The following is a 25,990-nucleotide window of genomic DNA, read 5'->3' as shown; positions in this document are numbered from 1 at the left end:
GGAGCCACATGCGTGGAACTCATCGACAACCGGGTCAGGCAGGATGCCTGCCCGTGACTGCTGAAAGTGGAGGGCTCACATCGTGGCGAGCGTGAACATCAAGCCGCTCGAGGACAAGATCCTCGTCCAGGCCAACGAGGCCGAGACGACGACCGCCTCCGGCCTGGTCATCCCCGACACGGCCAAGGAGAAGCCCCAGGAGGGCACCGTCATCGCCGTGGGCGAGGGTCGCGTGACCGAGCAGGGCAACCGTGTCCCGGTCGACGTCAAGGAGGGTGACACCGTCATCTACTCCAAGTACGGCGGCACCGAGATCAAGTACGCCGGTGAGGAGTACCTGATCCTGTCGGCGCGCGACGTCCTCGCCGTCGTCGGCAAGTAAGACCCCTGTACGTTCCGCCCCGGTCCTGAACTCAGGCACCGGGGCGGACTTGTTCCCGGACTCCAGGAGACGCATCCATGGCCAAGCAACTCGAATTCTCCGACGACGCCCGACGCTCACTCGAGCGCGGCGTCGACAAGCTCGCCGACGCGGTCAAGGTGACCCTCGGCCCCCGCGGGCGGCACGTCGTGCTCGCGAAGGCGTTCGGCGGACCGACCGTCACCAACGACGGCGTGTCCATCGCCCGCGAGATCGACCTGTCCGACCCGTTCGAGGACCTCGGCGCCCAGCTGGTGAAGTCGGTGGCGACGAAGACCAACGACGTCGCCGGTGACGGCACCACCACCGCGACCGTCCTCGCCCAGGCCATCGTCCGAGCGGGCCTGCGCAACGTCACCGCCGGCGCGAACCCGATCGCCCTCGGCGCCGGGATCGGAAAGGCCGCCGAGGCGCTGTCGGAGGCGCTGCTCGCGGCGGCCACCCCGGTCGTGGGCGCGGAGGCGATCGGCCAGGTCGCGACCGTCTCGTCGCGCGACCCCGAGGTCGGCGAGATGGTCGGCCGCGCGATGGCCACCGTCGGCGCCGACGGTGTCGTCACCGTCGAGGAGGGCTCCGGCCTGTCGACGGAGCTGGAGATCACCGAGGGCGTGCAGTTCGACAAGGGCTTCCTCTCGCCCTACTTCGTCACCGACGTCGACGCGCAGGAGGCCGTGCTGGAGGACGCCCGCGTCCTGCTCTACCGCGACAAGATCAGCTCCCTGCCCGACTTCCTGCCGCTGCTGGAGAAGGTGGCCGAGGCGGGCAAGCCGCTGCTCGTCATCGCCGAGGACGTCGAGGGCGAGCCGCTCTCGACCCTGGTCGTCAACTCGATCCGCAAGACGCTGCGCGTCGTCGCGGTGAAGGCGCCCTACTTCGGCGACCGTCGCAAGGCGTTCCTCGAGGACCTCGCCGTCGTCACCGACGGCACCGTCATCAGCTCCGACATCGGCATCAGCCTCGCCGACGCCGACCTGGACCTGCTGGGCACGGTCCGGCGCGTGGTGGTCACCAAGGACTCGACCACCATCGTCGACGGCGCCGGCACCTCGGACGCCATCGCCGCCCGCTCGGAGCAGCTGCGTCGTGAGATCGAGGCCAGCGATTCCGACTGGGACCGCGAGAAGCTGTCCGAGCGGCTCGCGAAGCTCGCCGGCGGCGTCGCGGTGATCCGCGTGGGTGCGGCCACCGAGACCGCCCTCAAGGAGCGCAAGCACCGTGTCGAAGACGCCGTCGCCGCGGCGAAGGCGGCCGTCGAGGAGGGCGTCATCCCCGGTGGCGGTTCGGCCATCGTGCAGGCGTCGACCACTCTCGACGACCTCGAGGCATCGTTGTCCGGCGACGAGGCGCTCGGCGTCGCGGTGGTGCGGCAGGCGGTGCGAGCGCCGCTGCACTGGATCGCGACGAACGCCGGTGTCGACGGTGCCGTCGTCACCGCGACCGTCGCCGCCGCCGAGCGGGGTCACGGGTTCAACGCCGCCACGCTGGAGTACGGCGACCTGCTCGCGCAGGGTGTCGTGGACCCGGTGAAGGTCACCCGGTCGGCCGTCGTCAACGCCGCATCCGTCGCGCGGATGGTGCTGACCACGGAGAGCGCGGTCGTCGACAAGCCGTCCGACGCCGACGCATCCGGTGGTCACCACGGTCACGCGCACTGACCGACCGCGGACACGTGAAGGGGCACCCGGGAATCCCGGGTGCCCCTTCTGCGTGTCGTGGGTCCCTGGTCGGAGACCAGGGATGTGAGTGGGCCCCTCAGCCGGCCATCCGGCGACCGAGACCGCGCTTCATCAACATGCCGCGCTCGGACTCGGAGAGTCCGCCCCAGATCCCGTACGGCTCGGCGACGGCCAAGGCGTGCTCGCGGCACTGCGCGATCACCGGGCAGGCGTTGCACAGCTCCTTGGCTCGGCGCTCACGGTGCGCCCGGGCGCGGCCACGCTCACCGTCGGGGTGGAAGAACATCGACGAGTCCACCCCGCGGCACAATCCCTTCATCTGCCAGTCCCAGATGTCGGCGTTCGGACCGGGGAGGTGATTCGGCTGAGGCATGGGCTCTCCTTGAGATGCCGGGAGACCGGTGTGCGCCCCGATGAGAGGCGCCCTCGTGCTCCGAAGAAACAAGCGTCGGGGTTCGGGAACCTCGTTGTCCCGCCCGTCGAGATCACGGTAGGACAACGCCGGAAAACGAGTCAACAAAGCACCAGCGCGACCGGAAATGTGCCCAAGCCCGACCGGTGTTAACTCTGCGTTTCTCCGAAACGCGTGCGGAATGCGTCGTTCGGATGACGGACAAATGGGGTCGACCTGCATTCGAAAACATCCCCTGAACAGCGGCCTTGTCGATCGTGGGTCTTCTCCACCGACCGTCCGAGACCGGAAATCGCGACATCACAGGAGGGCACTCACGACACATCCATGACATGACCGCGTGACGCGGAGGTGACGTCGGCGGGTGAAAAAAGATGTGTCGCTCAGGTTAAATTCTGGCTAATTGAGAAGATTGGTTGCCGATGGCACTCGTGTCGCTGCACGAAATCGCATTTGGCGAATTGGTGAATGCACACGTCGATGATCCGACGGAGGTCGTCACGGCGCAGGATCCGGACGACCTGCTGCTCCGGGCGATCGCCCTCGCCGCGCAGGGGAGGTACGCGCGAGCGGCCGCCGATCTGCAGCGCGTCCTGCGGGACGCTCGGAGCACCGACGGGCTGCTCCTCCGGTCCGCGGCACGCTGCGCCGTGGCGTCGCACCGTCGTCAGGCGGGTGGGCATCGACGGGCCCTGGTCGACGACGGGGCCGCCGTCGCGTCGGCCGTAGCCGCGCCGGACGGTGCCGGTCGGCGAGCCGCGCTCGTCGATGCGCTCACCGGGCTCGCCGCCGATCGTCTCGGGGTCGGGGACCTCGCCGGCTCCGACCGCCTGCTCGGCCGTGCCGAGGCGATCGCCGACGACATGAGGCCGGACGTCGACTGGGTCCGTGGTGGTCGTCCTGTTCTCCGCACCGCGTGGGTACGCGCCGAGTGGCATCTCTACTCGGGCCGCGGCACCGAGGCGTACCGGGTCGCCGTGTTTGCCGCCGACCTCGCCGCCGACTGCCCCTCGGCGCGGCACCGGCTCAAGACGGACCTCCTGCTCGCCGCGTGTTCCGCCGCGTCCGGGGACATTGACCGCGCCCGAGACGACGCCACCGACGTCGCGTCCCGTGCGGATGCGTTGGACCAGCGGCCACTGGCGTGGGCGGCATGGGGTCTGCTCATCGATCTGGCCCCTGATCCCGACGAGCGCGCGGCCGCAGGCTCTCGGCACGAGGACCTCGGACGGTGGTTACGGCGTCAGGGCGGCGGGTTCGCCTCGTCGGCCACCTGACGGCCGGGGAGACACGAGTTCGCCGGATTCCGTTCGCGCGTCCGGGAGGAACCCCCGAGGCAGATGGTGACGGTGGCTAAGCTGACCATCACGCCATGGCGTGGATCCCCGTAGCGCAGCTGCGCCGAGCCGACCACAGTCCCCGACCGCGATGTAACGCAGGAACCCCGACGCGACGATGAATCTCACAGGTGACGAGCTCGACCGTGCTGTCGCCGCCGCAGGGCGGGGCGATCGGTCAGCTCTCGCCGACGTACTGGAGACAGTCCGTCCGCTGGTCGTGCGCTATTGCAGGGCCAGGGTGGGGGCAGGCGAACGGCACACGCTGTCCGCCGACGATGTGGCGCAGGAGGTCTGCATGGCCGTGATGACCGCGCTGCCCAGGTATTCCGACCAGGGGCGGCCGTTCATGGCCTTCGTGTACGGCATCGCGGCGCACAAGGTCGCCGACGCGCACCGGGGGGCCGCACGGATCAAGTCCGATCCGGTGGAGACCATCCCCGAGGCGATGGACGTCGACGACGGGCCCGAACAACTGGCCCTGAACTCCGACGCCAGCCGCCGGATGGGCGAACTGCTCGGCCGCCTACCCGAGAAACAGCGCGAGATCCTCGTGTTGCGACTGGTGGTGGGGATGTCCGCCGAGGAGACCGCCGAGGCGGTCGGGAGCACTCCCGGTGCGGTCCGCGTGGCCCAGCACCGGGCCCTGAACAAGCTGAAGAACGAGATGATGAGAGCAGGTGAGGGTCGATGACCGACGACGATCGCACTTCGGCCTTCCCCGGCCGCGACCACGGGTCGATGGACGCCGAACCCCTCGACGTCGCAGCCGTGCGCGCCGACGACGCGCTGCTCGACGCCCTCGCCCGCGACCGACTGCCCGGCGGATGGGAACTCACCGACGCCGACCACCAGCTCGCCTCGATGCTCGCCGGGTGGCGGCACGACGTCGAGGCGCGGCCGATGCCGTTGCACCCGACCGTCGACGAGGTCGAGGCGGAGATCACGCGGATCGACCGTGCCACGACCCATCGGGGGGCCTTCCGCCGCCTGCGTTATGTCGCCGGTGCGGCCGCGGTCGCCGTCGTCGCCTTCGGTGCGGTGACCGTGCTCGCGCAGAACGCCGAGCCCGGCGATCCGCTGTGGAACGTCAAGGAGACGATGTTCGGCTCGGAGGCCAGCGCCACCATCGCCTCGTCGAACGTGCAGTCGAACATGGAGAAGGCCGAGCAGGCCCTCGCCGGCGGTGACAAGCGTGCGGCCGCCGAGTACCTCGTCGCCGCTCAGAAGGACGTCGGCAAGATGTCCGGCACCGACGCCAAGCAGCGGATGCAGGACTGGGCGCAGCGTCTCGCCGAGCAGGTCGGGCCCATCCCGCAGAATCCGCTGACGGCGATCACATCGGTGCCGATCCCGTCGACGCTGCCGTCGATCTCTGTGCCCAGCGAGATCACATCGATCCCGAGCCCGCCCACCACGTCGGTCGACCCACGGATGTTGCTGCGGGCCCCGGTGACGCCGCCGACGACCACTCCGAGGCAGGCACCTCCGCAGACCGGGTCGCCCGCACCGTCGGACTCGGAGACCACGACCACGACGACGACGCCGGCAGGCTGAGACTCGCCGTCGCCGGCGTACGGCGATCAGTCGTCGTCGGTGTGCATCATCGCGTCGGCGTAGCCGCGGCAGTAGTCCCATGTGACGTAGGCGTCCGGCGACGGGTCCACGGCGGGCTCGTGCGGGCGGACCGTTCCCTCGACCAACAGCTGCAACAGGTTGGCGCGCAGCATGTCCCAGTCGTGATAGTGGTCCTGCTGACAGTCGTCGCACACCACGACCAGGCCGCGCACCCCGTGGCGGCCGAGCAGGGCCTCGTAGACGGCGAGGTCGGCGAGATCCTCCTCGACGGCGAGCCGCTCGTCGGGATCCAGGGGTGCGGCGGGTTCCACCGAGTCCAGCGCGGCGCAGGGATCGCTCGGGTCGTCGGCGAACGGGTCCGGCGGGAGGCCGGGCGGGAGGTGGTCACGCACGCTGACAACCGTAGTCAGCGGGGGTGTCCCGGCGCCACTTCCACGCACGCGTGAGCACAGGTGTCGGGCGCCATGCGGGTGGGACCGCCGGGCGCGACGGCCCCGGCCTTATACGATGCGTGCATCCCACCGTGACCGCCGCTGTTCTCCCCGGCGACTGCCGTCGGCCTGCGGACACGCCTCGACAAGGAGAGGGTGCAGATCCATGACCTCCCACCTCGACACGCCACCGATCGCCGACGCGGTGACCCCGCTCGTGCGCACGGGCGGCGACGACCCGAACAAGGTCGCGATGCTCGGGCTCACCTTCGACGACGTCCTGCTGCTCCCCGCCGCGTCCGACGTCATCCCCAGCGAGGTCGACACCTCGTCGCAGGTGACCAAGCAGATCCGCCTGCGGGTCCCGCTGGTCAGTTCCGCGATGGACACCGTCACCGAGTCGCGCATGGCCATCGCGATGGCCCGTGCCGGCGGCATGGGCGTGCTGCACCGCAACCTCTCGATCGACGACCAGGCCGGTCAGGTCGAGACGGTGAAGCGATCCGAGGCGGGCATGGTGACCGACCCGGTGACCTGTCGTCCGACGAACACCCTCGCCGAGGTCGACGCGATGTGCGCACGCTTCCGGATCTCGGGCCTGCCCGTCACCGACGACGACAACAACCTGCTCGGCATCATCACCAACCGCGACATGCGCTTCGAGGTCGACCAGAACCGGCCGGTGGCCGAGGTCATGACCAAGGCGCCGCTGATCACCGCCCAGGAGGGTGTGTCGGCCGAGGCCGCCCTCGGACTCCTGCGTCGCAACAAGCTGGAGAAGCTGCCCATCGTCGACGGCGACGGGCGCCTCACCGGCCTCATCACCGTCAAGGACTTCGTCAAGACCGAGCAGCACCCGGACGCCACGAAGGACTCCGACGGTCGCCTGCTGGTCGGGGCCGCGATCGGCACGGGTGACACCCAGTGGACCCGCGCCATGGCGCTGACCGACGCCGGGGTGGACGTGATCATCGTCGACACCGCGCACGCCCACAATCGCCTCGTCCTGGACATGGTGGCCAAGCTCAAGGCCGAGGTCGGCGATCGCGTGCAGATCGTCGGCGGCAACGTCGCGACGCGCGAGGCCGCGCAGGCCCTCGTCGACGCCGGTGCGGACGCCGTCAAGGTCGGCGTCGGTCCGGGCTCCATCTGCACCACACGCGTCGTCGCCGGCGTCGGTGCCCCGCAGATCACCGCCGTCATGGAGGCGGTCGCGGTGTGCAAGCGCGCCGGCGTCCCGGTGATCGCCGACGGCGGTCTGCAGTTCTCCGGCGACATCGCCAAGGCGCTCGCCGCCGGCGCGTCGACGGTGATGCTCGGATCGCTGCTGGCCGGGACGGCCGAGGCCCCTGGCGAGCTGATCCTGGTGAACGGCAAGCAGTTCAAGAGCTACCGCGGGATGGGGTCGCTGGGCGCGATGCAGGGCCGGGGCGAGAAGAAGTCGTTCTCGAAGGACCGCTACTTCCAGGACGACGTGCTCTCGGAGGAGAAGCTGGTGCCCGAGGGCATCGAGGGGCGGGTCCCCTTCCGTGGGCCGCTGACGCAGGTGATCCACCAGCTGCGCGGCGGGTTGCGCGCGGCGATGGGGTACACGGGGTCGTCGACCATCGAGCACCTGCAGCAGGCGCGCTTCGTGCAGATCACCGCGGCCGGTCTCAAGGAGAGCCACCCGCACGACATCACGATGACCGTCGAGGCCCCCAACTACTATTCGCGGTGACCGTCTCCCCGGTGAAGTCCCCGGGGGCGGTGACGGGGGCGGAATCCGACGAAAGGCGCACCGGTGCGTGACCTGGTGGACATCGGCATGGGCAGAACTGCCCGGCAGACGTTCGAACTCGACGACATCACGATCGTCCCGTCCCGGCGGACCCGGTCGTCGAGCGAGGTGTCGACCGCCTGGCAGCTCGACGCCTACCGCTTCGACACCCCGATCCTGACGCACCCGACCGACGCGGTGGTCTCCCCGGAGACCGCCATCGCGCTCGGTCGGGCCGGTGCGCTCGGTGTGCTCAACGGCGAAGGGCTCTGGTCGCGGCATCGTGACGCCGATGCGCGTCTGGCCGAGGTCGCCGAGATCGCCACGAACGACCCCGATCCTGCCGCCGCCATCGCGCGACTGCAGGAGTTGCACGCCGCCCCGCTCGACGCGGCGCTGCTCGGCGAGGCCGTCGCCCGCATCCGCGACGCCGGCGTCACCACCGCGGTCCGGGTCAGTCCACAGCACGCGCAGGAGCTGACCCCCACCCTGCTGTCGGCGGGAATCGACCTGCTGGTGGTGCACGGCACGATCATCTCGGCCGAGCACGTGAGCAAGAACGACCGCGAACCGCTCAACCTGAAGACCTTCATCGCCGACCTCGACATCCCCGTCGTCGCCGGCGGTGTGCACGACCACCGCACGGCCCTGCATCTCATGCGCACCGGTGCGGCCGGCGTGATCGTCGGGTACGGCTCCACCGAGGGCTCCACGACGACGGGGGAGGTGCTCGGCATCGGTGTGCCCATGGCCACGGCCATCGCCGACGCCGCCGCCGCACGCCGGGAGTACCTCGACGAGACCGGTGGGCGCTACGTCCACGTCATCGCCGACGGCGACATCCACACGTCCGGTGACCTCGCGAAGGCCATCGCATGCGGCGCCGACGCCGCGATGCTCGGTACCCCGCTCGCCGCGGCCGCCGAGGCGCCCGGCCGCGGATGGTTCTGGACGGCCGCCGCCGCCCATCCGTCGCTGCCGCGCGGCGCGCTGATGCAGGTCGCGGTGGAGGGCGAGAACCCCAGCCTCGAATGCGTCCTGCACGGCCCGTCGTCGGTGCCGTTCGGGGACCGCAACGTCGTCGGCGGTCTCCGCCGGTCGATGGCCAAGACCGGCTACTCCGACCTCAAGGAGTTCCAGAAGGTGGGCCTCACCGCGCGGTCCTGACGGATTCGCCGATGGTCAGCCATCGGTGCGCAGCCCGTCGATCACGAACGCAGCGAGACGGTCCACGCGCTCGCGACGACGATCGTCGTCGGGCAGTGACCACACACCGCTGAACAGCAACAGCACGTCGTCGGCGTCGAGGTCGGCCCGGAGCGACCCGTCGCGACGGCCGGCGTCGAGCAGTCGGTCGATCGCGCCGGTCACCGTCGCCCGTGCCGACGGACGCTCGTCGTCGGGCAGAGCGTGGATCACCTCTCCCAGAACCTGTTTCGTGTCGGCGTAGGCGAGGAATCGCCGTGTCCACGCACCCATCGCCTCGGCCGCGGTGGCGCTGTGCGCGAGGAGGTCGTCGGCCTCGCCGAGTCGCTCGATCTCGGATCGGTACACCTCGACCACCAGCGCCTCTCGGCTCGGGAAGTGGCGGTAGAGCGTCGCGATGCTCACGCCGGCCCGGCGGGCGATCGCATCGAGGGGTACAGCGGGGCCGACCTCGGCGAACAACTCCGCCGCCGCCGTGACGAGGGACTCGCGGTTGGCGCGGGCGTCGGACCGAGCAGGGGACATCCCACAACCGTAGTCACCCTTCGTTTCGGTGATACAGTCTCCTTCAAGCGTAGGAACCCTACGTTTGCTGACCGAGGAGATCCCATGACGAACCGCACACAGTCCGGCGCAGCCGCGTTCCCGACCCGATTCGATGCCACCACCAGCGCCGACGAGGTCGCCGACGGTCTCGACCTGACCGGTCGCACCGTCGTCGTCACCGGCGCGTCGTCGGGGATCGGCGTGGAGACCGCCCGCGTCCTCGCCGCGAAGGGCGCACACGTCGTCATGGCGGTGCGGGACGTCGCGGCGGGCGAATCGGTCGCCGACGACATCCGGACCGCGCACCCCGGCGCCCGGATCGAGGTCCGCCACCTCGACCTCGCCGACCTCGGCAGCGTCGACGCATTCCTGGAGACGTGGTCCGGATCACTCCACGTGCTGATCGCCAACGCCGGCATCATGGCGCTGCCCGAGCGCACCCTGACCGCGGACGGCGTCGAGATGCATCTCGCCGTCAACCATCTCGGTCACTTCCGGCTCGTGACGGGCCTGCACGACGCTCTCGTGGCGGCCCACGGCGCACGGGTCGTCGTCGTGACGTCGGCGGCACACCAGATGTGCCCGGTGCTGTTCGATGACCTGGACTTCTCGTTCGTGGAGTACAGCCCGTTCCTCGCCTACGGCCAGTCGAAGAGCGCGACGACGCTGTTCGCCGTCGAGGCCGACCGGCGATGGGCGAGCGAAGGGATCCGGGTGAACGCGGTGATGCCCGGGGGCATCGCGACGGGCCTGCAGCGTCACGTCGACCCCGAGGCGTTGGCGGCGGCACGTCGGTCGGCCGGTGCGCCGGAGGACCTCAAGACGGTGGCGCAGGGTGCGGCGACGACCGTGCTCGCCGCTGTGCACCCCGACCTCGCGGGTCTCGGGGGTGTGTACCTCGAGGACTGCGCGCCGGCGCCCGTCCTCCACGCGCGATCGGAGGCCGATGGCCGGCACGGGGTCGCCCCGTTCGCGCTCGACGCCGCGAACGCCGAACGACTGTGGGAGCTCTCCGAACAGCTCCTGACCCGGTCGTCGGCGAGTGCTGGAATCTGACAACGCGCGTTGTACGATGGGGCGCGCGTCACAGCGACCCGGTCGCAGCCCCGTGACGTGGACCAGCACGGAACGCGAGGTGGCACGGTGTCCGAACCCCTGTCCGGGAATCTCAGTCACGACTACGACGTCCTGATCATCGGATCGGGTTTCGGCGGCAGCGTCAGCGCCCTGCGTCTGGTCGAGAAGGGGTACCGCGTCGCCGTCGTCGAGGCAGGTCGACGGTTCGAGGACGAGGACTTCGCGAAGACCAGCTGGCGTCTCAACAAGTTCCTGTGGGCGCCCAAGCTGCACCTCTTCGGCATTCAACGCATCCACATGCTGCGTGACGTGATGGTGCTCGCCGGCGCCGGCGTGGGCGGAGGGTCGCTCAACTACGCGAACACGCTCTACAAGCCGCCGACCCCGTTCTTCACCGACCCGCAGTGGGGGCACATCACCGACTGGGAGGCCGAGCTCACCCCGCACTACGAGCAGGCGCGTCGGATGCTGGGCGTGGTGTCGAACCCCACGTTCACGCCGTCGGATCGCATCCTCAAGGAGATCGCCGACGACATGGGCGTCGGCGAGACGTTCGGTCCCACGCCGGTCGGGGTGTTCTTCGGCGCGAAGACCGGAGGACAGGGCGCACCGGGGGAGACCGTCCCCGACCCGTACTTCGGTGGCGTCGGCCCCGACCGCGTCGCCTGCACCGAGTGCGGCTCGTGCATGACCGGCTGCCGCGTCGGTGCGAAGAACACCCTGATGAAGAACTACCTCGGCCTGGCCGAGCGCGCCGGTGCCGACATCCTGGACCGCACGACGGTGACCGGCCTGCGCACCAACCGCACCAAGGACACCTGGTGGGTCGAGACCGCCCGCACCGGCGCGTGGACCCGCCTGGGCCGCAAGCCCCGCACGCTCACCGCCGCCCACGTCATCGTCGCGGCGGGTACCTACAACACTCAGCGACTGCTGCACCTGGCCAAGGACGACGGATCGCTGCCGGAGCTGTCGGACACGATCGGCCGGCTCACCCGGACGAACTCCGAGTCGATCCTCGGTGCGATGCGGCACGAGGTCGATCCGTCGGACGACTTCTCCGAGGGCGTGGCCATCACGTCGTCCATCCACCCCGCGCCGGACACCCACATCGAGCCCTGCCGCTACGGCAAGGGATCGAACGCGATGGCGCTGCTGCAGACGCTGCTCACCGACGGTGCCCCCGGGCGTCCGCGCGTGCTCAAGTGGCTCGACGAGCTCCGCAAGAACCCCGGTGCGCTGCGCCGCCTGTTCTGGGTGAAGAACTGGTCGCAACGGACCGTGATCATGCTGGTGATGCAGAACAAGGACAACTCGCTCACCACGTTCGTCCAGAAGATCGGCAAGTACCGTTTCGTCAACAGCCGCCAGGGCCACGGCGAGCCGAACCCGACGTGGATCCCCGCCGGCAACGAGGCCACCCAGCGTGCCGCCGAGAAGCTGAACGGTCTGGCCGGCGGCACGTGGGGCGACGTGTTCAACATGCCGCTGACCGCCCACTACCTGGGCGGGTGCGTCATCGCCGACGACCCGTCGACCGGTGTCATCGACCCGTACCACCGCGTGTGGAACTACCCGACGCTGCACATCACCGACGGTGCGGCCATCAGCGCGAACCTGGGCGTCAATCCGTCGTTGAGCATCAGCGCACAGGCCGAACGGGCGATCGCGCTGTGGCCGAACAAGGGTGAGGCCGATCTGCGGCCCTCGCAGGCGGAGCCCTACCGCCGCCTGGACCCCGTCGCACCCGTCGAGCCGGTGGTCCCCGCCGATGCCCCGGGCGCGCTGCGCCTGCCGATCGTCGCGGTGAACCACGGGTCGTCGCAGTCGCTGTTCCCGCCGGTCGCCGCGGATGCGGGTCGGGCCGACGTCAGCGCCTAGACTCACGCGGGTGACGCACGACGACCCGATCGCCGCAGCCGCCCCCCGACCAGTCCTGGTCGTCGACTTCGGAGCGCAGTACGCGCAGCTGATCGCGCGTCGGGTCCGTGAGGCGCGGATCTACTCCGAGGTGATCCCGCACACCGCCACGATCGAGGAGATCCAGGCCAAAAACCCTGTCGCACTGATCCTGTCGGGTGGTCCGGCCTCGGTCTACGCCGAGGATGCGCCCGGGCTGGACCCGGCGATGCTGACACTCGGTCTGCCGGCGTTCGGAATCTGTTACGGATATCAGGCGATGGCATCGGAGCTCGGTGGTGTCGTCGCCAACACGGGCGGTCGGGAGTTCGGCAGGACGACGTTGTCGGTGACCGGCGAGTCGGTCCTGCACGCGGGACTGCCGGAGACGCAACCGGTCTGGATGAGCCACAACGACGCCGTGCAGCAGCCGCCGGAGGGGTTCACCGTCACGGCATCGACGCCGGGCGCGCCGGTCGCCGCGTTCGAGAACCTGGAGCGGCACATGGCGGGTGTGCAGTACCACCCCGAGGTGATGCACACACCGCACGGCCAGCAGGTGCTCACGCGATTCCTCTACGAGATCGCCGGACTCGAGCCGAGCTGGACCCCCGCGAACATCGCCGAGTCGCTGATCGAGCAGGTTCGCGAGCAGGTCGGCGACGGTCAGGCGATCTGCGGACTGTCGGGCGGCGTCGACTCGGCGGTCGCGGCGGCACTGGTCCAACGTGCGATCGGCGATCGGTTGACCTGCGTCTTCGTCGACCACGGTCTGCTCCGCGCGGGCGAACGCGAGCAGGTGCAGACCGACTTCGTCGCCGCCACCGGTGCGCGTCTGGTCACCGTCGACGCGGAGGAGACGTTCCTGCGCGAGCTGTCGGGGCAGACCGACCCGGAGACCAAGCGAAAGGTCATCGGCCGCGAGTTCATCCGCTCGTTCGAGGGCGCGGTCACCGAGGTGCTCGACGGCAGCGACGGGACGATCGACTTCCTGGTGCAGGGGACGCTGTACCCGGACGTCGTCGAGTCCGGCGGTGGAAGCGGCACCGCCAACATCAAGAGCCACCACAACGTCGGCGGGCTGCCCGAGGACCTCGAGTTCTCCCTCGTCGAGCCGTTGCGCCTGCTGTTCAAGGACGAGGTGCGCGCCGTCGGCCGTGAGCTGGGTCTGCCCGAGGAGATCGTTGCGCGCCAACCGTTCCCGGGCCCCGGTCTAGCGATCCGTATCGTCGGCGAGGTGACCGCCGAGCGTCTGGAGACGCTACGCGCGGCCGACCGGATCGCCCGCGAAGAGCTGACCGCGGCCGGTCTCGACTCCACCATCTGGCAGTGCCCGGTGGTGCTGCTCGCCGACGTGCGCAGCGTGGGCGTCCAGGGTGACGGGCGCACCTACGGGCACCCGATCGTGCTGCGCCCGGTGTCGAGCGAGGACGCGATGACCGCGGACTGGACCCGCGTGCCCTACGAGACGCTGGAACTCATCTCCACCCGCATCACCAACGAGGTCGCCGACGTCAACCGCGTCGTCCTCGACGTCACCAGCAAGCCCCCGGGCACCATCGAGTGGGAGTGACCTCGGCGCTCACCTGATCCCGCCGACCGGGCTAAAACCCCCCGCCGAGCGGGCACTTAATTCACGCGAGCGTGCGGCAGATCGCATCGAGCGTGCACATCAGCTCGCGTAGGTGACAGTTCTGCACGATCGACGGGATCCATTGCACGATCGACGGGATTTTCTGCCCGCTCGGCGAGGGGTTTCTGCCCGCTCGGGGAGATGGGATCAGCGCTTGCGGGAGCGGATGCCGCCGCCGACGATCAGGCTGACACCGACCGCCCCGGCGACACCGACCGCGATCCACGGGAGCACCGAGACATCGTCGAGGGACGGGGCGCCGAGCAGTCCCCACACCGCCACCACGAACGCGATCACGCCGACCACCACCTGACCGAAGTCCACCGGGCCACGAACGCCTCGGTCAGCCACGCCGCACCTCGATGTCCCCGGCGACGGTGGAGGCGTCGACGGTCAGCACGGGACCGGCTGCCCCGTCGTCCCCACCCTGGACGCCTGACGCACAGTCCTGCTTGCCGACGGTCGTGTGACAGACGGCCCGGACGTTCATGTCCCGCGGTACCTCGATGACGACCTGTCCGACACCGGCCTCGACCCGCACGGTGCGATCGCCCGTCAGGGTTACCGACCGGAGGTCGAGCGTCCCCGAGCCGACGGTGACCGTGTACTCCGGCGCGAGGTCACCTTCGCTGAGCGGCTTCCAGTTCCGTTCCCCCACACCGCCGGACGGGAATTGCGGACTCCGGTCGGCCACGCCGAGCACGACGACCACCACCCCGACCAGCACCGCCAGACCGGTCAAACCGGTACGGCGCCCGCGGAGCGCCCCGGCGATCACCCCGACCGCCAGCACCGCGAGCACGGCGCCGGCGATCCGCACCGGTGTGACGGCCGCGACGCCGACCGCCGACCAGAGCGCCACCCCGACAGCCGCGACGAGCAGAGCGACACCGACGACGACCGCCGCGAGCGCCGTGTCGCGCGCCGGACGTGGGGCGGGGGTCTGTGTGGTCGGGGGGTCGGGGAGGTCCCACGCGAACGGGGCCGCTCCCAGCGGATCCCACGCGGGCGGGACGACGCGCTCTGTCGTCGCGTCCGCGTCGGCCGGGGCGCCGGTCGGCGCGGCCGGCTTGGTCAACGACACCGTGGTGACGGTGTCGGCGGACGTCCCGGGCGGGGGTTCCGGTGTCCGGCGGTGCAGCGCCCACACACCGACCACCAGCAACGCGGCGCCGACGAGTCCGCTGGACCCCCACGCGGGGCTCGGCAGTATCGCCAGCGCGATGATCGCCACCACGACGAGACCCACCGTCCCGGGCCGGTGGAGATCCCGCGGCATCCCGTGTCGACCGAGCGGACCACGGCGACGGGGGTTCTCGACGCCGTCGGACGGGAGCGCGAACCAGCACGCGATGTACGCGAGCACGCCGCTGCCGCCGAACGTCGCGGCCACCACCAGCGCGACACGCACCAGGGTCGGGTCGACGTCGTACCGGCGGGCGATGCCACTGCACACGCCGGCGATCATGGCGTCCCCGCCCGAGCGCACGGGCCGGGTGCGCCAGATGTCATGCAGTTCGTCGGTCGTCGGGGGTGCCACTGTCGGACTCATGCACCCATCGTCGGGTGTGGCGACGGCGAGGTGAATCGGGATCAACCCTGATATTCGACCGCGGAGACCGTGTCCGTGTCGGGGTGCTCCCCGATGCCGCACCCGCCCTCGCCGTGCCACGATCGGTGCATGACCACCCGGTACACGCGTGCGGACGCGTCGTCGCCGCGGGGTGGCGGCGCCCCGGCCCGCATCCTGCGGCGCAACGGCGGTCGCGTCGTCGGCGGCGTCGCCGGGGGTGTCGCCGACCACCTCGGCCTGCGCCCGGTCGTCGTGCGCCTGGTGTTCGTCGCCCTCACCGTGTTGGCGGGCGCCGGCGTGATGGCCTACGCGCTCCTGTGGTTCTTCTGCCCACCCGGCCATGACACCGAACCGCCCGCGCCCGGAGAGCGTTCGCAGGCACTGGGTCTCGCGGTCATCGGCGCCGTCGGACTGGTGGTCGTCGGATCGACGGCCTCGGGGACGCCCGCCGGGTATCTCATCCCGATAGCGGTGATCGCGATCGGCGCGGCGGTGGTGTGGCGTGAGGTCGACCTCGGCGACCGACGACGCACCTCGGTCCTCACGTGGGCACGTCTCGTCGGCGGCGCGGCGCTCGTGGTGGTGGGCCTGGTCGTCGTCGTGGTCGCCGGTAACCGGTCGTTCGGAGGCCTGAACTCGACGCTGCTCGCGGTCGCGGCGACGCTCGTCGGCGTCGTCGTGCTGACCATCCCGCTGTGGATGCGCCTGGTGCGCACCATCGACGCCGAACGGTCGGCGCGGATCCGCACCGCCGAACGCGAGGAGATCGCGGCACACCTGCACGATTCGGTGCTGCAGACCCTCGCTCTCATCCAGAAGCGATCCGACAGCCCCGACGAGGTCGCCCGACTGGCCCGCAGCCAGGAACGGGAACTGCGCCGGTGGCTCTTCGACGGACCGCGCGGCCAGGAGACATCGGTGACCGCCGCGCTCGCGACGGTCGCCGCAGAAGTGGAGGACGGCTACGGCATCGAGATCGATCTCGTCACCGTCGGCGAGACCGATCGCCGCTGCGACGCACTCGTGGGCGCCACCCGCGAAGCACTCGTCAACGCGGCCAAACACTCCGGCCAGAGACGTGTCGACGTCTACGCCGAGTTGTCCGACGACGGCGCAGAGGTGTTCGTGCGTGACCGGGGCCGTGGCTTCGACCCGTCCACAGTGGCCGCCGACCGGCAGGGGATCGCCCGGTCGATCCGCGGTCGCATCGAACGGCACGGCGGCACCGTCGACATCCGATCGAGCGCCGAGCGGGGCACGGAGGTGGCGTTGCGCGTCCACTTCGACACCCCCGCACCGGGATCCGACACAGAGGAAGGGACCACACAGTGACGACGAACGCGGGGACCGCGAGCACCGGGACCGCCCGCACTGTCTACCTCGTCGACGATCACGCCGTCTTCCGCTCCGGGGTGCGCGCCGAGTTGTCGCGTGAGGACGGTCTCGAGATCGTCGGCGAGGCAGGCGGTGTCGCCGAGGCGGTCGCCGGGATCGTCGACACCGCACCCGACGTGGTGCTGCTCGACGTGCACATGCCGTCCGGGGGAGGTGTCGCGGTGATCCGCGGGGTGGCCGACACCCGACGCGGCGTCGAGCCGGTATACCTGGCGCTCAGCGTCTCCGACGCCGCCGAGGACGTCATCGCGACCATCCGCGCCGGTGCACGCGGATACGTCACCAAGACCATCGCCGGTCCCGATCTCGCCGACGCCGTGCGACGTGTCGCCGACGGGGACGCCGTGTTCAGCCCGAGGCTGGCCGGTTTCGTGCTCGACTCCTTCACCGGCCGGTCGCCGATGCCCGAGCCGCATCTCGATCCCGACCTCGACTCGCTCACCCCTCGGGAACTCGAGGTGCTGCGATTGCTGGCGCGCGGCTACACCTACCGCGAGATCGCCGAGGAGCTGTTCATCTCGGTGAAGACGGTCGAGACCCACGCGTCCAACGTGCTCCGCAAGACCCAGCAGTCGAACCGCAACGCCCTGACCCGATGGGCCGCGACGCGCCACATCGGGTGAGTTCTTGACCGTGACACAGTGTCAAGGTCTTCGGTGGGAGCCGAGGAGGACGACCATGACACCCACCCTGCCCGTGATCACCGCTCTACAGCACCGCGACCCGTCGGCACGCCTGCGTGCCGCGATGCACCTGGGGGCGAACCCCGATCCGTCGACCCTCGACGCGATCGTCCGACGCTGTGCCGTGGAGCCGGACTTCTTCGTGCGGGACATGCTCACGTGGGCGGTGACCCGGCACCCTGCGTCGGTGACGGTTCCCCGTCTGATCACCGAACTCGACGACGACCTGCCGCAGGCGCGCAGCCAGGCGTTGCACACGCTGACCAAGATCCCCGGGTCGTCCGCGACGCCCGGACTCTGGCCGCGCGTGCTCCATCTCGTCGACGACCCGGACGACGAGGTCGCGACGACCGCCTGGCGCGCAGCGGTGGCGTTGGTGCCGGAGGGTCATGAGCGGGCCCTCGTGGACGCTCTGCTCCGCCACCTCGGTCGCGGCGACCTCGAACGGCAGCGGCGTCTCACCCGCGCCCTTGTCGCCCTGGCCTGGGTAGCCGACGACGCTGTGCGCGGGGCGGTCTCGTCCGCCGACGAGGATGTCGCACGGCATGCCGCGCGGACGGTCCGGGTGCTCGACGATCCCGACGCGGCTCTCGACGACGCCGTCGACGAGGCCCGCCGGGTGGCGGCGATGGGTCCCGATGCGCATCGGTGAGCTGTCGCGGATCAGCGGCATCAGCACGCGCATGTTGCGTCACTACGACGCGATGGGGCTTGTCTCTCCGGAGCGTCGCCCTGGCAACGACTATCGCGACTACACCGACGCGGACATCGAACGGCTGTTCCGTGTGGAGGGGTTGCGCTCCCTCGGTATGCCGTTGCAGGCCATCCGTGACGCGTTGTCGGGGCCGGACACTCCTCCGACGGCGTTGATGGACGAGCTGATGGACCGTTCGCGGGATCGGATCGCGCGTGAGCAGCGGCTCCTCGAGCGGTTGACCGACGTCCGGGCGAGTGGTGCCGGATCCTGGCGGGACGTCGTCGACGTCATCGCACTGCTGCAGGAACTGCAGTCGCCGGACCCGCTGCGGCGCAACCAGGTCGCGTTGTCCACGGACCGCCCCGTGCCGGTCGGGGCAGCGGTCGCGGCCCTGCTCGCCGAGGACGACGTGAACGTGGCGGGTGCCCTGCAGTGGGCGGTGATCCGATCGATCGGCGACGCGGCCGGTCACCTGGCCGCGGCGCTGCGATCGGACGACGCAGTCGCTCGCCGCCGGGCGATCGCGGTCGCCGCGGCCGGTGCACGGTCTGATCCCGCAGCCGTGCTCCCGCTCTTGCGCGAGGCATCGACCCATCCGGACCGCGCCGTCCGCGACCGAGCCGCTGTAGCCCTCGGCGGCCTGGGTGTGGCGGACGTCGTCGAGCAGCTCGTGTCGATGGTGGTCCGCGGCGAGGACGACGTCGTCGCCGCGGAGACACTCGGCCATCTCGCGAGAGATCACGGCGCCGGTGACGTCGTCGTGGCCGTCGTGCGGCAGGAACTCGACGGCGCTTCCGGGAGCGGTGCGCGTGGACGTCTCGTGCAGGCGCTCGGGGAACTGCCCCCGTCGTTGGTGTCGACCGTGCTGGCCGGGCTGGTGGACGACCCGCAGCCGGAGGTGGCCCTCACCGCGCGCCACCTGCTGGTCGTCGGATCCGACGGCTGAGTCAGAGGAACAGCAGGAGGAGCAGCACGACGACGAGGACGACGAGGCCCAGTCCGAGAAGCAGGGCTCGCAGGGGCACGGTGCGATCGGCGGAGTCCGGTGGGGTCGGCGCCCCCGGCCGTATCTGCGCCGCCGCGGAGTGGATCGGTGAACCCGTCGCCTCCGGTTCGGCCCGGGGCGGGGCGGGCTGTGCCGGCGCGGGGTCGGGCGTCGGCCGGGGTGTGGGCGAGGACTGATCGGCGTGGGTCGTCGTCGGACGCACCCGGGCGGCGGGGAGACCGGTCTCGGTGCGGGCCGACACACCGGTGCGGTCGCGGCCGCGGGCCGCGGGACGCCCACCCCAGATGGGCATGCCGCCCTCGCTGCGGGGCAGCGGTGCGGTCAGGACGGTCGCGGGGTTGCCGCCCGGCCCGGCGGCGACACGGGCGAGCATGTCGCGGGCCTGCGCCATGGTGGGGCGACGGGTGGGACTCGGCTCCAGCATGGCCAGCAGCGCGGGGGACAGGTCGCCCGCGCGGGTCGGCGGGGTGATCTCGCCGCGGGCGACCCGGTGCAGGAGCACCAGCGAGTCCTCGTCGACGCCGAACGGCGGTGCGCCCTCGACGGCGGTGTAGACCGTCGCGCCCAGCGAGTACACGTCCGACGCCTCCGTCGGCTCGGCGCCCCGGGCCACCTCCGGTGCGAAGTACGCCGGGGTGCCGGTGATGACGCCGTTCTCCGCGACCTGGACCTCGTCCTTGGCGCGGGAGATGCCGAAGTCGGAGATCTTGACCAGGCCGGCGTCGCGACCGGTGGTGGCGACGAGGATGTTGCCGGGCTTGATGTCGCGGTGGACGATGCCCTCGTCGTGCGCGGCGGCCATCGCCGCGGCCACCTGGGCGCCGATCTGCGCCGAGTGCACGACCGGCAGCGTGCCGGTGGAGTGCAGGATCTGCGCGACGCTGCGGGAGGGCACGTACTCCATCACCAGCCACGGCTCGCCGCCGTCGACCGCGATGTCGTGCATGGCGATCGCGTTGGGGTGGGAGAGACGCGCGGCCATGCGGCCCTCGCGCAGGGCGCGGGTGCGCACGTCGTCGGCGCCCTCGTCGGACAGGCCGTCGGTGGAGACGACCTGCTTCACCGCGACCTCGCGGTCGAGCAGTTGGTCGTTGGCGAGCCACACGGCACCCATGCCGCCACCGCCCAGTTTCGACGTCAGCCGATAGCGTCCGGCGACCAGCGAGCCCGGTCCGGGGACGTGTCGGGGGCGGTGGGGAGATGTCACAGTGAGCAAGGTTAGTGGACTCCTGCCCCAGTGGTTCGCATGTCTGTCCGGTGCCCCGACGTGGCGATTGACGGCTGTCGGACCCCCGCCCTAGCATCGGTTTTCGAAAGCATGTTCGACAACGTCGTGCGTGGTCACACCCCCGGGTGTGGGCACCTTCCCCGCGGCCCGAGAGCTGCCGACCCGTGTGCGGACGCGGGTTGGGCGAGGAGGCGTCATGACGTCGGTGGGATCGCAGGACCCGATGAACCCGGACGGGCACGACCGGGCGGATGTGGCCGACACCGTCGCGCGGTTGCGGGCCCGTCTGGCGACGGTCTCGGCGAAGCGGACGGCATCTGTCGTCCCCGACGATCAGCAGTCGGTAGCGGTGGTGGCCTCCCAGCAGCGGCAGCGGGAGGTGCTGCCCGTGCCGCAGGCGCTCGCCGGGGTGATGCCGGGCGGCGGGATCGCGCGTGGGGCGGTGACGACGGTCGACGGCGCGCGGTCGGTGCTGGTGGCGATGATCGCCTCGGTCACCGCCGCCGGCGGCTACGTCGCGGTGGTCGGACACCCGCACCTGAGCCTGCACGCCGCGGCAGAGATGGGTGCGGACCTGTCGCGCGTCGCGACGGTGCCCGGTCCGTCGACGCCGGGCCGGACAGGGACACCCACGTTCGACCCGGTGGAGGTCGCGGCCGTCCTGTTGGACGGACTGGACCTGGTGATCGTCGGACTCGGCGGGGTCAGCGTGCCACCGTCGCGGTCGCGGGCGGTGACGGCCCGCGCGCGGGCCAAGGGGTCGGCCCTCGTCGTCACCGACGGCCGGTGGCCGGGATCCCGGGCGACGGTGACGGCCCGCGTCGACGACTACCGCCACACCCCGTTCCGGCACCTGGGCCACGGGCGCATCGCGGGGCTGTCGCTGACGGTGCGCGTGAGCGATCGCGGCGCCCCCGGCGTCGACACGCGTGTCGACGTGACCCACCTCGACGGACGGGTGCAGGTGGTCGCCGCGGCCAGGCCCGAGACGCCGTCGCGGACGTCGCCGCTGTCGGTCGCGAACTGAGCCGGCGACGATGACGGCTCGACGCACCCTCGGTGTCTGGTGCCCCGACTGGCCCGCCGCGGCCGCCGCGGCCGACGCCGATCTCTCCCCGGACCGTCCGGTCGCGGTGATCTCGGCCAACCGCGTGGTCACCTGTTCGGCGACGGCCCGCGCCGTCGGTGTCCGACGCGGCATGAAGAAGCGGGAGTCGCAGGCGCGCTGCCCCGACCTGCACGTGGTCGTCGCCGACCCCGGCCGCGACGCCCGCTTCTTCGAGCCGCTCGTGGCGTCGGTGGCCGAGGTGATCCCCACCGTCGAGGTGCTGCGACCGGGGCTCATGGTGTTGCCGGCCGACGGTGCGGCCCGGTACTTCGGCGGGGAGGAGGTGGCCGCGGAGAAGCTCATCGACGTGATCGCCGCGCACGGTGTCGAGTCGCAGACGGGCATCGCCGACGAGCTGTTCACCTGCGCGGCCGCGGCCCGGCACGGTCGAATCGTGCCGCCCGGCGGTGACGCGGAGTTCCTCGCCGCCCTGCCCGTCGGTGAGCTGAACGCCGAGCCGAGCCTCGTCACCGACGACCGCGAGCAACTCGTCGACCTGTTGTGGCGCTTGGGGATCCGCAGCGTCGGCGCGTTCGCGCAACTGTCGCCGACCGACGTCGCCAACCGGTTCGGCACCGACGCCGTGATCGCACACCGGGCCGCCCGGGCCGAACCCGGCCGTCGCCCGTCGGGGCGTATGCAGTCCACCGACGTCGTCATCGAGCACCGGTGCGACCCCCCGATCGACCGTGTGGACGCGGCGGCGTTCGTCGGACGTCGTCTCGCGGACGAGCTGCACCGTGCGCTGATGTCCGCGGCGGTGGCCTGCACCCGACTGACCGTGCACGCCACCACGACCGGTGGCCAGCAGTCGTCGCGGACGTGGCGCTGCGCCGAACCGCTGACCCCGGAGGCCACCGCCGACCGGATCCGCTGGCAGCTCGACGGGTGGCTCACCGGGCGGGCCGGGGAACGACCGGACTCACCGATCGCGACCCTGCGCCTGGAACCGGTGGAACTCGTCGACTCGGGGGCGCTGCAGTTCGGTTTCCGCGGGGCGGGCATCCCCGGTGGCGACGGGGAGGTGGCCGAGCGGGCGCGGCGCGCGCTGGTGCGGGTGCAGGGTCTGCTCGGCGGTGACGCGGTACGGGTGCCGGTGGCCAGCGGGGGACGCGGTGTGGCCGAACGGGTCACGCTGGTGCCCCTCGGCGACGAACTCGTCCCCGCCGCCGACCCGTCCGCGCCCTGGCCCGGTCGCATCCCCGACCCGGCGCCGGCCGTCGTGCTCGACACCCCCGTCACCGTCCTCGACGACGAGGAGGAGCCGGTGCAGGTGACCTCCCGGGGTGGCTTCAGTGCTGAACCGGCCAGCGTGACCTGGGGTTCCCGACGGTGGGTCCTGCGGTGGTGGGCCGGGCCGTGGCCGGCCGACGAACGGTGGTGGGGCGCAGCGGAGGAACAGGTGGGCACCCACGCCCGCGCGCAGGTGCTCCTCGAGGACTCCCGGGCGCTGCTGCTGCGGTACAGCCGACAGCGGTGGACGGTCGAGGGCGTCTACGAGTGAGAGGTCACCACGGGTGGGAGACGGGGCGGGCTCAGGACACCGTGGGGTCGCGCAGGACCCCGACGAGCAACGGCAACGACGTCGACGTGTCGACCACCTGGTAGGCGAACGGGCGATCGGCGGTGAACCCCGGGCCCGCGGCGGACGTGGTCGGGGCGGTCGACGGACCGGTGGTCGACGTGTCGGCGAACCCGGCGGTCCCGCGTTCGGCGACGGTCAGTGCACCCGACACCCCGATGGAGCTGACATCCGCGTCTCGTGCGATCGCGTCGAGTCCCCCCGAGAAGACCGACCGCACACCGAGATCGGCGAGCGCCGGTCGCATGTTCGTCGACATCGAGGTCGTCCACCGCGGCAGGCTCACCGCGACGTCGGATCCGCTCGGCGCCCGGCGCAGCGCGGTGGCGACGTCGGCGAGGACGCCGTCGTCGAGCACGGTGGTCACGTCACCGGGACGGTCGGGGAGCACGATCTGCAGGGCGAGGTCGGCGCCCTCGAAGGGAAGTTCCAGCGCCGACCATCCGTCACCACGGGCGAGGCGCGCCGTCGTGGACCCCCGCATGATCGGTGTCTGCACGGCGCGTCCCGAGTCGGTCGTGAAGGTGCCGTCCTCGGTGTCGTTCGGCAGGAACGGCTGTGTCCACGACGCCGCCAGGAACGCGGTGGCGGCCACGGCGAGCGCGGTGGAGCGGTCGGTCGTGATCGGGGGCCGTGTCTGCTGGCTGCCGGTGTTCACCGTGGCCCACTCGTCGAGCGCGCGGTCGGCCTGCTCGGTCCCGAACGCCAACGGGTAGACGCCCGTGTCGAGGTAGCGGCTCAACTCGTCGAGATACGGACGGCGCGGCGGGTTCCCGGAGCGCAGGAACACACCGGTTCCCTGGTGGTACAGCGGGACCGGCGGCGGGTTGCCGGTGTCGACGGTCCCGGGATCGCCCGCGACGACCGCCAACTGGCCGAGCAGTGCGGCGACCGCGGCCGGACGGTAGGGGCCGACGGCGGCGTCGATCTCGTCGGCCGCGCGGCCCGACGCCCCGGCCCGCACCGTCTGTAGGGCGGTCATCGCGCTGAACGGTGCGACGAGCACGTTGGGGGACCGTCCGGCCGAGCCGCCGGAGCGGGCGAGTGCCACGCCGAGGCGACGGGTGCCGTCGACCACGACGACGCTCGCGTCCCGCACCGAGTCGATGCCGCGTTGGGTGAACGTGACGCTCGGCGCCCGACTGAGCTGCGCGGTGTCCGGAGGCGGTTGCGCCACAGCGCATCCGGACACACCGACCACCACGAGGAATGTCAACGACCGCAGGATGCGCCTCACGCGTTGGCCCCTCGGCCGATGACCGGCCACCGATCGACCGCACGCCCGCCCTCGGTGACCACCAGCTCGTCGACGAGGTTGACGGTGATGCACACGTGGTTCGGCACCACACGGACCTGCGCGCCGAGATCGGGGACGTCCCCGGTCGTCTCGACCGTCGCATGGTGTTCGGAGAGGGCGACGACGCGGGCGCCGGGATGGTCGGGGAGGAGCGCGAAACCGTCGACGTAGGCCGGCCTCTCGGTCCCCAAGACCTTGCTGCCGGCGTCGAGGACGAACCGGTCCCCGGCCCGGCGGACCACCGTCGCCGTCGCGCTCAGCGCGATGTCGTCGACGCCGATCCGACCGAGGTGGAACTGCTGGGCGTCGTTGAACGGGTAGACGCCCGGCCGCACCTCGGTGAGGACGTCACCGGTGGCGGCCTCCACGGTCGGGGTGGATCCGCCGCTGCGGACTCTCGGCTCGATGTCCCGCGCGGCGAGCGCATCGGCCGCGGCAGCGATCGCGTCGCGTTCCTGATGGGCCGCCGCCATACGTGCGTCGGGGGAGTACCCGTGGCCGGGGAAGGTGAACACCCCGACCACCCGCAGGCCGTGGTCGCGGGCGGCCTGCGCGACCTCACCGGCCCTCGTCGGCTCGCCACCGGTGCGGTGGTGGCCGCTGTCGATCTCGACGAGCACCTCGACACGGTCACGGTCGGCGCCGAGTGCCGACGCCATCGCGCCCGCACCCTCGACCGAGTCGACGGCCACCCGCACGGCGGCGGACGCGGCGACGTCGGCGAGTCGGCGGGCCTTGGTTCCGCTCAGGTACAGCGGGTACGCGATGAACAGGTCGTCGAATCCGGCGGCGGCGAACGCCTCCGCCTCACCGATCGTCGCGACGGTCAGGCCGACGGCACCCGCGTCCCGCTGCATCCCGGCGATCTGCGCGCACTTGTGCGTCTTCGCGTGCGGGCGGAGCGACAACCCCGCGGCGCCGGTGGCGTCCGTCATCGCGGCGATGTTGGCTCGCAGCACGGCGAGGTCGACCGCGACGTAGGGGGTGTCCATCGAGCGCAACCCTAGACCGACGGATTGCCGCGGCCCACGACGACGAGTCGTGTGGACACCGCTGCTCGTCGAGAGGACATGCCATGCGACCCACCGGGATCGTCACGAACATCGCCGTACCGGACTCCCCGGGAGCGCGGGAGTTCTACACCGACTTCCTCGGGCTGAGCGACATCACCATGGATCAGGGGTGGGTCGCGCGAGTCGCCACCCCCGACGGTCGGGCCCAGCTCCAGCTGGTGACGCGCGACGCGAGCGCGCCCGAGGACTCGCACATCTCGGTCCACGTCGGCGACGGCGTGGAGGAGGCCTACGCCGACGCGCAGCGTCGCGGGCTGGAGATCGTCCATCCGCTCACCACCGAGGAGTGGGGCGTCCGCCGGTTCTTCGTCCGCGCACCGGACGGGACGGTGGTCAACGTCGTCAGCCACGCCGACTGACCGGAATCGTCAGG

The 25,990-nt window shown here is 71.2% G+C and carries 25 protein-coding genes; 17 read left to right on the top strand and 8 right to left on the bottom strand.

Annotated features, from left to right (window positions below):
* The first annotated feature begins 82 nt into the window (after window positions 1-82).
* Window positions 83-382 (top strand): co-chaperone GroES, encoded by a 300-nt coding sequence (groES, locus tag Q1A98_RS16530; RefSeq protein WP_253645311.1) that lies wholly within the window; start codon window positions 83-85, stop codon window positions 380-382.
* A 77-nt stretch (window positions 383-459) separates the two neighbouring features.
* Window positions 460-2,076 (top strand): chaperonin GroEL, encoded by a 1,617-nt coding sequence (groL, locus tag Q1A98_RS16525; RefSeq protein ID WP_299575517.1) that lies wholly within the window; start codon window positions 460-462, stop codon window positions 2,074-2,076.
* Window positions 2,077-2,173: 97 nt separating this feature from the next.
* Here the strand turns inward: groL and Q1A98_RS16520 are convergent, their stop codons facing one another.
* Window positions 2,174-2,470 carry a WhiB family transcriptional regulator gene (locus Q1A98_RS16520; protein ID WP_299575515.1) on the bottom strand — a complete coding sequence of 99 codons (297 nt, stop codon included), beginning with the start codon at window positions 2,468-2,470 and terminating at the stop codon, window positions 2,174-2,176.
* Between the two features lie 503 nt (window positions 2,471-2,973).
* On the opposite strand from Q1A98_RS16520, the gene Q1A98_RS16515 reads away from it, so the two are divergent.
* The 3 genes from Q1A98_RS16515 to Q1A98_RS16505 all read left to right on the top strand — a co-directional run bounded on the left by Q1A98_RS16515 (window position 2,974) and on the right by Q1A98_RS16505 (window position 5,403).
* Window positions 2,974-3,786, top strand: a complete 813-nt coding sequence (locus Q1A98_RS16515; RefSeq protein ID WP_299575513.1) for a hypothetical protein — start codon at window positions 2,974-2,976, stop codon at window positions 3,784-3,786.
* A gap of 178 nt (window positions 3,787-3,964) precedes the next feature.
* The gene (locus Q1A98_RS16510; RefSeq protein WP_299575511.1) at window positions 3,965-4,540 is read left to right on the top strand and encodes a sigma-70 family RNA polymerase sigma factor; all 576 of its coding nucleotides are present in this window, start codon (window positions 3,965-3,967) and stop codon (window positions 4,538-4,540) included.
* On the top strand, window positions 4,537-5,403 hold the full coding sequence (locus Q1A98_RS16505; protein ID WP_299575510.1) for an anti-sigma-D factor RsdA: 867 nt from the start codon (window positions 4,537-4,539) through the stop codon (window positions 5,401-5,403). Before Q1A98_RS16510 ends, Q1A98_RS16505 begins: the two co-directional genes overlap by 4 nt.
* Before the next feature lie 26 nt (window positions 5,404-5,429).
* Here Q1A98_RS16505 and Q1A98_RS16500 read toward each other — a convergent pair whose 3' ends face one another.
* On the bottom strand, window positions 5,430-5,816 hold the full coding sequence (locus Q1A98_RS16500) for a DUF5319 domain-containing protein (RefSeq protein ID WP_299575508.1): 387 nt from the start codon (window positions 5,814-5,816) through the stop codon (window positions 5,430-5,432).
* 205 nt (window positions 5,817-6,021) lie between these two features.
* Between Q1A98_RS16500 and guaB the strand changes: the two genes are divergently transcribed.
* Entirely contained in the window at window positions 6,022-7,575 is a 1,554-nt protein-coding gene (gene guaB, locus Q1A98_RS16495; protein ID WP_299575506.1) for an IMP dehydrogenase, read from the top strand.
* Window positions 7,576-7,638: 63 nt separating this feature from the next.
* Complete coding sequence (locus Q1A98_RS16490; protein WP_299575504.1) at window positions 7,639-8,781, top strand: GuaB3 family IMP dehydrogenase-related protein; 1,143 nt, start codon at window positions 7,639-7,641, stop codon at window positions 8,779-8,781.
* Window positions 8,782-8,796: 15 nt separating this feature from the next.
* Here Q1A98_RS16490 and Q1A98_RS16485 read toward each other — a convergent pair whose 3' ends face one another.
* Window positions 8,797-9,345, bottom strand: coding sequence for a TetR/AcrR family transcriptional regulator (locus Q1A98_RS16485; RefSeq protein ID WP_299575502.1), 549 nt, complete (start codon window positions 9,343-9,345; stop codon window positions 8,797-8,799).
* An 84-nt stretch (window positions 9,346-9,429) separates the two neighbouring features.
* On the opposite strand from Q1A98_RS16485, the gene Q1A98_RS16480 reads away from it, so the two are divergent.
* From Q1A98_RS16480 to guaA, 3 genes are all read left to right on the top strand, one after another.
* Entirely contained in the window at window positions 9,430-10,422 is a 993-nt protein-coding gene (locus Q1A98_RS16480; RefSeq protein WP_299575500.1) for an SDR family NAD(P)-dependent oxidoreductase, read from the top strand.
* A gap of 87 nt (window positions 10,423-10,509) precedes the next feature.
* Complete coding sequence (locus Q1A98_RS16475) at window positions 10,510-12,324, top strand: GMC family oxidoreductase (RefSeq protein ID WP_299575498.1); 1,815 nt, start codon at window positions 10,510-10,512, stop codon at window positions 12,322-12,324.
* A 10-nt stretch (window positions 12,325-12,334) separates the two neighbouring features.
* Window positions 12,335-13,915, top strand: a complete 1,581-nt coding sequence (gene guaA, locus Q1A98_RS16470) for a glutamine-hydrolyzing GMP synthase (RefSeq protein WP_299575496.1) — start codon at window positions 12,335-12,337, stop codon at window positions 13,913-13,915.
* A gap of 207 nt (window positions 13,916-14,122) precedes the next feature.
* Here guaA and Q1A98_RS16465 read toward each other — a convergent pair whose 3' ends face one another.
* Together Q1A98_RS16465 and Q1A98_RS16460 are read right to left on the bottom strand one after the other, a co-directional pair.
* Window positions 14,123-14,326 (bottom strand): hypothetical protein, encoded by a 204-nt coding sequence (locus Q1A98_RS16465; RefSeq protein ID WP_299575494.1) that lies wholly within the window; start codon window positions 14,324-14,326, stop codon window positions 14,123-14,125.
* A complete protein-coding gene (locus Q1A98_RS16460) occupies window positions 14,319-15,527 on the bottom strand; it encodes a PspC domain-containing protein (protein WP_299575492.1) in 1,209 nt (402 codons plus the stop codon). Before Q1A98_RS16460 ends, Q1A98_RS16465 begins: the two co-directional genes overlap by 8 nt.
* Before the next feature lie 129 nt (window positions 15,528-15,656).
* On the opposite strand from Q1A98_RS16460, the gene Q1A98_RS16455 reads away from it, so the two are divergent.
* The 4 genes from Q1A98_RS16455 to Q1A98_RS16440 are packed head-to-tail and all read left to right on the top strand — an operon-like array spanning window position 15,657 to window position 19,269.
* On the top strand, window positions 15,657-16,880 hold the full coding sequence (locus tag Q1A98_RS16455; RefSeq protein WP_299575491.1) for an ATP-binding protein: 1,224 nt from the start codon (window positions 15,657-15,659) through the stop codon (window positions 16,878-16,880).
* Window positions 16,877-17,566: a response regulator transcription factor gene (locus tag Q1A98_RS16450; protein ID WP_299575490.1), complete on the top strand. Its 690-nt coding sequence runs from the start codon at window positions 16,877-16,879 to the stop codon at window positions 17,564-17,566. The genes Q1A98_RS16455 and Q1A98_RS16450 overlap by 4 nt, the downstream gene beginning before the upstream one ends.
* Window positions 17,567-17,621: 55 nt before the next feature.
* Window positions 17,622-18,278: a HEAT repeat domain-containing protein gene (locus tag Q1A98_RS16445; protein ID WP_299575489.1), complete on the top strand. Its 657-nt coding sequence runs from the start codon at window positions 17,622-17,624 to the stop codon at window positions 18,276-18,278.
* On the top strand, window positions 18,265-19,269 hold the full coding sequence (locus Q1A98_RS16440) for a MerR family transcriptional regulator (RefSeq protein WP_299575488.1): 1,005 nt from the start codon (window positions 18,265-18,267) through the stop codon (window positions 19,267-19,269). The genes Q1A98_RS16445 and Q1A98_RS16440 overlap by 14 nt, the downstream gene beginning before the upstream one ends.
* Before the next feature lies 1 nt (window position 19,270).
* On the opposite strand, the gene Q1A98_RS16435 is transcribed toward Q1A98_RS16440, so the two are convergent.
* The gene (locus Q1A98_RS16435) at window positions 19,271-20,536 is read right to left on the bottom strand and encodes a serine/threonine-protein kinase (RefSeq protein ID WP_299575487.1); all 1,266 of its coding nucleotides are present in this window, start codon (window positions 20,534-20,536) and stop codon (window positions 19,271-19,273) included.
* Window positions 20,537-20,753: 217 nt separating this feature from the next.
* Here Q1A98_RS16435 and Q1A98_RS16430 point away from each other — a divergent pair, with 217 nt between their 5' ends.
* Both Q1A98_RS16430 and Q1A98_RS16425 read left to right on the top strand, forming a co-directional pair.
* The gene (locus Q1A98_RS16430; protein WP_299575485.1) at window positions 20,754-21,584 is read left to right on the top strand and encodes a hypothetical protein; all 831 of its coding nucleotides are present in this window, start codon (window positions 20,754-20,756) and stop codon (window positions 21,582-21,584) included.
* Window positions 21,585-21,594: 10 nt separating this feature from the next.
* A complete protein-coding gene (locus Q1A98_RS16425) occupies window positions 21,595-23,169 on the top strand; it encodes a DNA polymerase Y family protein (protein ID WP_299575483.1) in 1,575 nt (524 codons plus the stop codon).
* A 31-nt stretch (window positions 23,170-23,200) separates the two neighbouring features.
* On the opposite strand, the gene Q1A98_RS16420 is transcribed toward Q1A98_RS16425, so the two are convergent.
* Window positions 23,201-24,484 (bottom strand): serpin family protein, encoded by a 1,284-nt coding sequence (locus tag Q1A98_RS16420; protein WP_299575481.1) that lies wholly within the window; start codon window positions 24,482-24,484, stop codon window positions 23,201-23,203.
* On the bottom strand, window positions 24,481-25,536 hold the full coding sequence (locus Q1A98_RS16415) for an alanine racemase (protein WP_299575479.1): 1,056 nt from the start codon (window positions 25,534-25,536) through the stop codon (window positions 24,481-24,483). Before Q1A98_RS16415 ends, Q1A98_RS16420 begins: the two co-directional genes overlap by 4 nt.
* A gap of 83 nt (window positions 25,537-25,619) precedes the next feature.
* On the opposite strand from Q1A98_RS16415, the gene Q1A98_RS16410 reads away from it, so the two are divergent.
* On the top strand, window positions 25,620-25,976 hold the full coding sequence (locus Q1A98_RS16410) for a VOC family protein (RefSeq protein WP_299575477.1): 357 nt from the start codon (window positions 25,620-25,622) through the stop codon (window positions 25,974-25,976).
* Window positions 25,977-25,990: the final 14 nt, after the last annotated feature.

The sequence above is a fragment of the uncultured Williamsia sp. genome (assembly GCF_947494875.1).
GTDB lineage: Bacteria > Actinomycetota > Actinomycetes > Mycobacteriales > Mycobacteriaceae > Williamsia_A.
The sequence above is the reverse complement of the archived record's forward strand: the minus strand, read 5'-3'. Positions and strand labels throughout refer to the sequence as shown.